At 70.8% G+C, this 6,517-nt stretch carries 7 protein-coding genes; 6 read left to right on the top strand and 1 reads right to left on the bottom strand.

Annotated features, from left to right (window positions below; genetic code table 11):
• The 3 genes from ftsY to BN11_RS08925 form a co-directional block, all read left to right on the top strand.
• A partial coding sequence (ftsY, locus tag BN11_RS08935; RefSeq protein ID WP_048701123.1) for a signal recognition particle-docking protein FtsY occupies nucleotides 1-957 on the top strand: 957 nt, incomplete at its 5' end.
• A 30-nt stretch (nucleotides 958-987) separates the two neighbouring features.
• On the top strand, nucleotides 988-1,440 hold the full coding sequence (locus BN11_RS08930) for a hypothetical protein (protein ID WP_048696767.1): 453 nt from the start codon (nucleotides 988-990) through the stop codon (nucleotides 1,438-1,440).
• Nucleotides 1,437-2,291 (top strand): MFS transporter permease, encoded by an 855-nt coding sequence (locus tag BN11_RS08925; RefSeq protein ID WP_157044051.1) that lies wholly within the window; start codon nucleotides 1,437-1,439, stop codon nucleotides 2,289-2,291. Before BN11_RS08930 ends, BN11_RS08925 begins: the two co-directional genes overlap by 4 nt.
• Here BN11_RS08925 and BN11_RS08920 read toward each other — a convergent pair.
• Complete coding sequence (locus tag BN11_RS08920) at nucleotides 2,288-2,674, bottom strand: thiol-disulfide oxidoreductase DCC family protein (RefSeq protein WP_048701121.1); 387 nt, start codon at nucleotides 2,672-2,674, stop codon at nucleotides 2,288-2,290. The two genes, BN11_RS08925 and BN11_RS08920, sit on opposite strands and share 4 nt — an antisense overlap.
• 157 nt (nucleotides 2,675-2,831) lie before the next feature.
• On the opposite strand from BN11_RS08920, the gene BN11_RS08915 reads away from it, so the two are divergent.
• The 3 genes from BN11_RS08915 to BN11_RS08905 all read left to right on the top strand — a co-directional run.
• The gene (locus tag BN11_RS08915) at nucleotides 2,832-4,232 is read left to right on the top strand and encodes an ammonium transporter (RefSeq protein ID WP_048696760.1); all 1,401 of its coding nucleotides are present in this window, start codon (nucleotides 2,832-2,834) and stop codon (nucleotides 4,230-4,232) included.
• On the top strand, nucleotides 4,229-4,567 hold the full coding sequence (locus BN11_RS08910) for a P-II family nitrogen regulator (protein WP_048696757.1): 339 nt from the start codon (nucleotides 4,229-4,231) through the stop codon (nucleotides 4,565-4,567). The genes BN11_RS08915 and BN11_RS08910 overlap by 4 nt, the downstream gene beginning before the upstream one ends.
• Before the next feature lie 81 nt (nucleotides 4,568-4,648).
• A partial coding sequence (locus BN11_RS08905) for a [protein-PII] uridylyltransferase (RefSeq protein ID WP_048696755.1) occupies nucleotides 4,649-6,517 on the top strand: 1,869 nt, incomplete at its 3' end.

The following is a 6,517-nucleotide window of genomic DNA, read 5'->3' as shown; positions in this document are numbered from 1 at the left end:
GAGGAGCCGGCCACCCCCACGCTCGAACGGCCCGAGACGGCCCGCGGACGCTTGCAGCGCCTGCGCGCCCGGCTGGCCCGCAGCAACACCGCCCTCGGCAAGGGCCTGCTGGCGCTGCTGACCCGCGGCGGCCTGGACGAGGCCGCGTGGGAGGAGGTCGAGGACACCCTCCTCGCCGCCGACCTGGGCGTCGAGGCGAGCATGGAACTCGTCGAGAGTCTGCGCACGCAGGTCCAGGTCGACGGCACGACCGACGAGGCCACCGTGCGCACGTGGTTGCGCACCGACCTGCTCGCGCTGGTCGATCCCGGTATGGATCGCTCAGTCGCCTCCAGCCGGGTCGAGGGTCGTCCCGCGGTCGTGCTCGTCGTCGGCGTCAACGGCACCGGCAAGACGACGACCGTCGGCAAGCTGGCCCGGGTGCTCGTCGCCGAGGACAAGGACGTCCTCCTCGGCGCCGCCGACACCTTCCGCGCCGCGGCGGCCGACCAGCTCGAGACGTGGGGCGCCCGCGTCGGGGTGCCGACGGTGCGCTCGCACAAGGAAGGCGCCGACCCGGCCGCGGTCGCCTTCGATGCGGTCAAGGCCGGCATCGAACTCGAGGCCGACGTCGTGCTGCTCGACACCGCCGGCCGGTTGCACAACAAGACCAACCTCATGGACGAGCTCGGCAAGATCAAGCGCGTCGTCGAGAAGCAGTCGCCCATCGACGAGGTGCTGCTCGTCCTCGACGCCACCACCGGGCAGAACGGGCTGCGCCAGGCCGAGGTCTTCTCCCAAGTCGTCGGCATCACCGGCATCGTCTTGACCAAGCTCGACGGCACCGCCAAGGGCGGCATCGTCGTCGCCGTCCAGCGCAAGCTCGGCGTGCCGGTCAAGCTCGTCGGACTCGGCGAGGGTCCGGACGACCTGGCCCCGTTCGACCCCGAGGCATTCGTGGATGCCATCCTCCAGTAAGGCGGGGCTCCCGCGGAGGTCGACGGTCCGGTGATCGTGCCACTGACCTTGCCGCAGAAGGCATGGCGCGTCGCCGTCGTGCTGCTGGCCGCGGTGCTCTTCCTCGGCGGGACCTTCGTCGGGGATGACGACTGGTGGCCCTTCTCGCCGTGGCGAATGTTCTCCACCTCCACCGACCCGAACGGTGCGGTGCGCTCGACGTTCATCGAAGTGCGGACGGCGGCCGCGCCGGCCACCTGGGTCGAGGCGCCGATCAGCCCCGATTCGGTCGGCCTGAACCGGGCGGAGATCGAAGGCAACATCGACCGCATCGCGAAGGACCCGGCGATGCTTAAGACCCTTGCCGACAGCCATACGGCCCTGCGGCCCGACGACCCGTCCTGGGTCGGTATCCGCGTCGTCGTGCGCAACTATCTGTTGCGCGACGGCGGCCCGACCGGCCAGCACCGCGACGACCTGGTGGCCGAGTGGCGGGCGTCATGAACTGGCTCTTCCCGGCCGTCCCGCTGCGGCGCCTGGCGCTCTTTCGCACCATGGTCTATCTGTACGTCGTCATCGACGTCCTCTGGCTGCAGACCAGCGGCTGGTACCACGGCTATGCCGACCCCGTCTGGTACGAACCCTTGCGAATGGGGCAGCTGTTGCACCTGCCCGCCGCGACCGTCCCGCTGGTCAACACTCTCAAGTGGGGCTCGGTCGCGGCTGCCCTCGTCGCGGCAACTGGCCGGCTGCCCCGCCTGGCCGGCAGCGTCGTGGCCATCTGCTGGATCTGGTACATGTACATCGCCTATGCCTACGGCAAGGTCGACCACGATCGCGGTGACTTCGTGATCGCCCTCCTCCTGCTGCCGACCGTGGGCAGCGCCTTCGCCCAGGCGCGGTGGGGCCGGACGGCCGACGGGCGCGACATCCTCAGCCAGGCGGGCGGGTTCGTGCTGCGGGCGGTGCAGATCTTCGCCATCGCCACCTACTTCCTCTCGGCGTGGGCGAAAGTGCGCTTCGGCGGCTGGGACTGGGTCAACTCGGCGACCATGGCCAGAGCCGTTGTCCGCCGCGGCACACCCTGGGTGAAGTGGCTCCTCGACGCGCCGTGGTTGCTGCAGGCCACCCAGTGGGCCCTCTTCGCCGCGGAGATGGCATCTCCGCTGATCTTTCTGGCCTCCGAGCGCTGGCGCCGCCGCATCGTCTATGCCTGGTTCGCCTTCCACGCGGTGACCTATGCCTCGATCACCATCGCCTTCTGGCCCCACCTGGTGATGCTGCTCGCCTTCCTCCCGCTCGAGCAGTATGCCGACCGAGGGAAACCGTCGAGCGCAGCGAGCGTTGTGCTTTAGCGGGGGATCGAGCAGGCGGGGGTGCCGCCGGGGAGGCGGTGGCGGTTGTCGGCGACCCAGCGGTAGACGACCGCAGCGAGCTGGTTGATCCCGGGGGCCCAGATCACGGCGGCGGCGGGCTTGAACCAGGCGTGGCCGTTCCAGAGGGCCTGGGCGACGGCGTTGTGCGCGGCGGAGATCTGGCCGTCGGCCCCGATCCACTGCAGCGCCTCGATGCACTGGGCTTCGGTGAGGCCGAGCGACGCCAGGTCCAGTTCCTGCCACGGGGCGATCGCGAAGTCGGCGTTGTGGCGGCGCACCCGCCGGGCGGTGAACCGGGCCAGGGTGGAGCAGATGGCGCAGTCGCCGTCGAAGACGAGGACCGGGGTCGGGCGTGTGGTCACCTCGTCATTCTCCCACCCGTCGCCGGCGGACACGACGTCTCAGCATCCGGGACCTCGCGCGGCATGTAACGCGACGTTTCCACGATGGGTGAGAGTGCAACATACGCGTAACACGACGACGCATCCGGCGAAACCGGGCGGGCGTTGGGTAGCCGGCATGACAGCACTCCACACGCTGGCGGCAGCCGACGAGCCGACCATCGACCTGGCGTCGACCGGCTTCGTCATCATCTGCGCCTCACTCGTCCTTCTGATGACCGTGCCTGGTCTGGCCCTCTTCTACGGTGGCATGAACCGGGCCAAGTCCGTCCTCAACATGATGATGATGTCCTTCGGTGCCGCCGGTCTCGTGGGCGTCCTCTACGTCCTCTTCGGCTACTCGATGTCGTTCGGCCCCAGCGATATCGGCGGCATCTTCGCCAATCCCTTCGACAAGTTGGGGCTGAAGGACACCGCCGACCTGGTCAACCCGTTCGGGTATGAGGGCTATGGCAATATCCCGGAGCTGGCCTTCGTCGGCTTCCAGCTGACGTTCGCGATCATCACCGTCGCGCTCATCAGCGGCGCCATCGCCGACCGCGTCAAGTTCTCCACCTGGCTGGTCTTCTCCGGCCTGTGGGTCACCCTCGCCTACTTCCCGATCGCCCACATGGTCTGGGGCGGCGGCCTGCTGTCGGCCTCCGAGAGCGGCCTGTCGGCCAGGATCTTCGGGTCGACCGATGGCGCGGCCGATGTGGTGCCGATCGACTTCGCCGGCGGCACCGTCGTGCACATCAACGCCGGTATGGCCGGCCTGGTCCTGGCCCTGATCGTCGGGAAGCGTCTCGGCTTCGGCAAGACGATCATGCGTCCGCACAATGTGCCGCTCGTGATGATCGGCGCCGGGCTGCTGTGGTTCGGCTGGTTCGGGTTCAACGCCGGATCCGAACTCGCGCCGGACGAGACCGCGGCCATGGTGTGGGTCAACACCGTCGTCGCCACCTGCGCGGCGATGCTCGGCTGGCTGCTGGTGGAGAAGATCCGCGACGGGCACGGCACCTCGATCGGCGCCGCCTCCGGTGTGGTCGCCGGCCTGGTCGCCATCACCCCGGCGTGCGGTGCCCTCTCGCCGATCGGTTCGATCATCCTCGGCCTGATCGCCGGTGGCCTCTGCGCCCTCGCGGTGGGCCTGAAATACCGCTTCGGGTATGACGACTCCCTCGACGTCGTCGGCGTCCACCTCGTCGCGGGCCTGTGGGGCACCATCGGGGCCGGGCTGCTGTCCACGGCAACCGGTCTCTTCTACGGCGGCGGGGTGCAGCAGACCGTCGTCCAGATCGTCATCGCGCTGGCCTCGCTGCTCATCTGTGGCATCGTGACCGCGGCCCTCGGCTTCGCGCTCAAGGCCACCATGGGCTGGCGCATCAACGAGGACGACGAGACCGCCGGCATCGACCAGAGCGAGCACGCCGAAACCGCATACGACCTGTCTCCGCGCGGCGGCCGGATGGCCGGGGCCCTCGGCCTCGGCTCCCACGCTCGCGAGGAAGCCCCGATCGCCGAAGGAGCGAACGCATGAAGCTGATCACCGCCATCATCAAGCCCCACCAGCTCGAGGAGGTCAAGGCAGCGCTCGAGGCCTACGGGATCGCGGGTATGACGATCAGCGAGGCCAGCGGCTACGGCCGCCAGCACGGCCATTCCGAGGTCTACCGCGGCGCCGAATACACCGTCGACTTCGTCCCGAAGATCCGGCTCGAGGTGCTCGTGGAGGACATGGACTCTTCGTCCGTCGTCGACGTGATCGTCAAGTCCGCCGCGACCGGCCGGATCGGCGACGGCAAGGTCTGGGTGACCCACGTGGAGGACGTCGCCCGGGTCCGCACCGGCGAACGCGGCTCCGACGCCATCTGACCACGGCCCCGTGGCCTGGCCCACGCTCCGGACGCGCCATCCCGCCCACGCGACAGCTCACAGACAGGACAGGCCGTCACCATGTCTCGCACCACCACCGATGTCAGCGGGGCCCGGCTCGATCTGGCCGGCACCCGCGCCTTCACGGCGCCGGGTGCCGGCCAGGCGCGCCGGGCCGCCATCGCGGAGTTCACGACGTCGTGGCTGCGTGACATCTGGGCCGAGGCGACGGGCGGGCGGAGCTTGCACGGGGTCGCCCTGGCGGCCGTCGGGTCCCTCGGCCGCGGGGATGCCGGCCCTCTCAGCGATCTCGACCTCGTCCTCCTCCACAACGGAAGGACGCTGCGGGAGAAGGAGATCAACGGCCTAGCCGACCGGCTGTGGTATCCGGTCTGGGACGCCAAGGTCCGCCTCGACCACAGCGTGCGCACCCTGAACCAGTGCCGGTCCGTCGCCTCCGACGATCTGAGCGCCGCCGTCGGGCTCCTCGACGTGGCGCCCGTCGCGGGCGACCCCGAGGTGGTCTCGGCGATCCGTGCCACCCTCAGCCACGACTGGCGCGCCAACGCCCGCCAACGGTTGCCCCAGCTGCTCGAGAACCTGGCCGAGCGGCATACCCGGCACGGCGAACTGGCACAGCTCATCGAGCCGGACCTGAAGGAGGCCCGCGGGGGCCTGCGGGACATGACGGTCCTGCGGGCGCTCGCCGCCGCCTGGCTGACCGACCGCCCCCACGGAGCCGTCGACGAGGCGTATGCGCGGCTGCTCGACGTCCGCGACGCCCTGCAGGTCGTCACCGGCCGCGGCCGCGACCGGCTCGGCCGGGAGGACCACGACGCAGTCGCGGCGCTGCTCGGCTATACCGACGCCGACGATCTCCTGACCATGGTCAGCAGCAGCGCGCGCACCCTCGCCTACGCGCTGGACGCCACGACCCGTCGGGCCGGCCAGAGCCAACGGGCCCGGACCCTGCGGGTCGGACCGCGAGCGCCGCACCTGGTGGCCCTCGGGTTCGGCGTTTTCGAGCACGACGGCGAGGCGGTCCTCGGCCGGCACGCCGTCTCCGATGCCCTGCTGCCGCTGCGGGCGGCCGTCGTCGCGGCCCGCAGCAAGCTGCCCCTCGCTCCACAGACCCTGGCCAATCTCGCCGAACTGCCCGACCTGCCCACGCCCTGGCCGGAGGCCGCGCGTGACCTTTTCACCGACCTGCTCGCCACCGGCGAGGGGCTTCCGGGAGTCTGGGCCGGGCTGACTCAGGCCGGCCTGGTCCGCCGGTGGCTGCCCGAGTGGGACGGCGTGGACTCGCGCCCGCAGCGCAACCCGGTGCACCGGCATACCGTCGACCGGCACCTGATCGAGACGGTCGTGCAGGCGGGGGCGATGGTGCGTGAGGTGGCGCGGCCCGACCTGTTGCTCCTCGGTGCCCTGCTGCACGACATCGGCAAGGTCGCGGGCGCTCGCGACCACAGTCACGCGGGTGCGCGCATCGCCCGCGAGGTGCTGGCCCGGATGGGGCTGCCGGCCACCGATGCGGCGGTGGTGGAACGGCTGGTCGCCGAGCACCTGACGCTGATCGAGCTCGCTACGCGGCGGGACATCGCGGACCCCGCCACCGCGGCCGCAGCCTGGGCGGCGGCGGGGGAGGACCCGGACGCCTTCGACCTGCTGCGGGTCCTCACGATCGCGGACGCCAAAGCGGCCGGGCCGCTGGCCTGGTCCGACTGGCGTGCAGCCCTCTTCGCGAATCTCGTTGCGGCTGTTGGCGATCAGGACCGCGATCGGGCACTGCCGCCCCCGGAGGGGCGGGCGGAGCTCGCGGCGCCGGTGCACGAGGCGATCGCGCAGGGGCAGCCGTATGTCGAGGTGTCGGCCGTGGAGGGCGCCTTCCGCGTCGTGGTTCATGACCGCGACCGCGTGGGCCTGTTCGCCGACACGGCCGGCCTGCTCGCG

Origin of the sequence: Nostocoides australiense Ben110, from assembly GCF_001050535.1 — a bacterium.
GTDB lineage: Bacteria > Actinomycetota > Actinomycetes > Actinomycetales > Dermatophilaceae > Nostocoides_A > Nostocoides_A australiense.
This window is presented reverse-complemented; position numbering and strand designations above follow the sequence as displayed.